Genomic DNA, 2,983 nt, shown 5'->3' with positions numbered 1-2,983 from the left:
TATGTAAGGGAAGCTGATATCAGTGGAGTAGCCCTCTGGGAAGTTTGGGTTATCTAAAATCAGATCTTCTGTGCCGATGTTTTCTACGCGATATACCAAAACCTGTTCTTCGAACACTGGAACGTCACCAAAATCTACCAATGAATCAGCTATGCTGACCTCCGGTTTCATCACTTCGATCGCTCCGATATCAATGCCAGATCCGCAATACCTGGGATTTCCTAACAGATCCGTAGCTATGTATGATTCCAGACCCTGAACACCATTGTTTCCTGCATTTACCAAAAAAGACAATTCTTGGGGTGAGTATAGGTTACTCTCTGTATCAAGATGCAACATTGCATTGCCAGTATAAACCGTATCAAGGACAGTATAGTTATTTATATTCGGGCTTTGCGTGTAATCGGGGATGAAGCTCTTGCTTACCATAAATGAAAAGAGTGGATTCGTCTGATTAGATTTGATGAAATGAGGAGCGCTGCTACTGTTCCAAAATAAGCCATTCGTGATAAATACATCGTTGTTTAACGTGCTGAATATTTCTTGTGGCTGGTTTATGAAAGAGCAGTTGCATATGTCTAATGCCCCTTCATAGTCCTGAGAGTAGATTGCTAAACCTATATTCTCATTTGATGTATTTGTGTCAAATGTGTTGCTGCTAAAGTAGCAGTTGAAGAACTCGATTTTCCTGTTCTCGTCCCCAACCATGCGCTTAACATGGACTGTTCCTGTAATGCTACTTTTACTCACATTGCCAGCGAATATTGTGTTGGAAACATGAGCATCAGTGTTTTCGAGAAACAATGCAGCTCCGTTCTTTTGTGAATTTGAGTAAATACTGTTGCCTGAAAACAGGCTATTGGAGAGATATAAGCTTCCATCTCGTGAACTTATGGCCCCATGATCCTGATTGTTAACAAACCGGCAAGAATCAATATGTGCCTCAGAGTAGCTTTCCAGGAAGAGTGCTCTCTTGTTTGTCCTACTGATATTGCAGTTGTTCAGTGATATACTGGGTAGTGGTTTATTGTCTTTCTGTGTTACCTCAATTCCTCGCCAAGTACTAAGTGAATCAGAACTGGTAAAGGTTATGGGTTCTGCCTCCGTTCCGTTGGCAATTAGAGATCCATGAATCTTTATCCGTTTTCCGTTACTAATCGATATTGTAACGCCCGGCTCAACAAGCATCAAACGTCCTGGATTGATTACCAGGTCTTCCACTAGCAGAGTATCGGCTGTTATGTGATGTATTGAAACGAAACTTGTATTATCATCGGAGCCCACTGTATACTTATCACCAAAATGAAACCTCTGTTGAGCTGGATTCTCATCTCTTTTGTAATTGTACGGCCATGTTATCATATCGGGCCAGAAATATGGTTTTGCTTGCGTGCCTGAATCAAAATTATAAAAAGATGTGGCACCATCAAAATCAGAGTCCCTATCTGTTGTCACTTTCTTAACACCACCCCACCAAGTGGCATAATCCTTGAGAGTATTTGCTTGAAACTGTGATGTTTGGCTGTGCAATCTCACAGGATAGTCCTGGATCTGGCTTCTCCACCAATGGCGCTCTCTGGCATAATTGTTAACGAAAAGCTGGCGGGGTTGGTTTTTAAAGTAATCGCCCTTATCGAATTTAAGTGCAGTACAATCAACACATGTTTTACTGACAAGATAATGAACAGGGAATAGGCTTAGTACATATGGGAAATCCCATAGAGACCAACCAACAAACCATGCTTGAGCCCAAGTTAAGAAACTATCGGTATATCCATCTCTCCCGTGAACATGAATTTGTCCTTTCACACGATTCCTTAAAAATGTGTTGTGCGACCCATTGTATTCATGAGTTCCATCAACCTCCAAATTTCTTAGGCAATTTCCCTCAATCAGGTTATTCATCGGTCTTTTGCTGGGATCATCTGTATAAAGAGTGTCAGGATTTTCGTGGAACCAATGATTTTCAGCCTCTCCGTGAATTGCAATATCGCCTCGCGGAGTGGTATTTACATCTGTTGGGAGTGCCCATTGAGTCCACCCAGGAAAGTCTTCATTAAACTCTGAGGAATATTGATTTAGGAAATAATTGTACGATATCACATTGTACTTGCTACCATCCACAACAGTTACACCGTGCCTTAGGTGATCGAATATTGAGTTGCTAATTAAATTATTGCTACTATCCCACAGGCCTACTCCATACCCAAATCCACCTCCGCGGTAGTGATTTGCTAAATGAAAATACACTCCGGAAACTGTCACATGATGTGCTGATTGCATTGTAACATGATTGCGGAAGGGTTTTTCGCTGGCGACTCCCTTCACCCAGCAGTTGTTTGCAAATCGGATAGCTATATTGTTACCCGCATATTCTTTTGGATCACCAACTCTAACCTTAACGTAACTCCATATCTCGCCTTCCGAAAGAAACTCCCTGATTCTGACTATCTTTAAGTCTTCGATACCGACATTGGAAAGTGGTGCATCATCACTTCCATTTATTCGAATTGCATCTTTTCGGCAATCATCTTGAGTCATTGTCCCGCTCGTTGGATCTGATTGGATCAAGAATCTCAATTCCGTTAAATCAGACCCAGCTCCCTTAAGACTGATATTGGTGTGCATGATAATCTGATCGCTGAAGTTATAAATCCCGGGTGGAATGATAATCTGAGTGTGGACAAGTACTGAATCAACGTTAGAATTGATCCACTTAATTAACTCATTGAAGGTTAACGAATTATCGAATCCTTCACCAGATTGTGCTTCAGGGATTGGGGTGTCGACCCCTTCGAATTCATAAGTTACATCGTCCGGTATATCAGATACATCTATGAAAAACACAGAATCGATAATGGCATTTGATCCAGCAGATTCCCATGCGGCTATTGGAGCAAATGTCATCTCACTGTCAAGAAACTCGTTATCAAGAGAAACCAGCCAGGGATCTCGAGTAGGATCTGCCATCAGCAAGCATGAT

1 protein-coding gene is annotated in these 2,983 nt (G+C 41.6%); it reads right to left on the bottom strand.

What is annotated here, in order from left to right:
* Positions 1 to 2,970, bottom strand: a 2,970-nt coding sequence (locus tag LHW48_01460; protein MCB5259131.1) for a hypothetical protein, incomplete at its 3' end; no start/stop codon positions are given.
* Positions 2,971 to 2,983: the final 13 nt, after the last annotated feature.

The organism is Candidatus Cloacimonadota bacterium, from assembly GCA_020532355.1.
Lineage (GTDB): Bacteria > Cloacimonadota > Cloacimonadia > Cloacimonadales > Cloacimonadaceae > UBA5456.
This window is presented reverse-complemented; position numbering and strand designations above follow the sequence as displayed.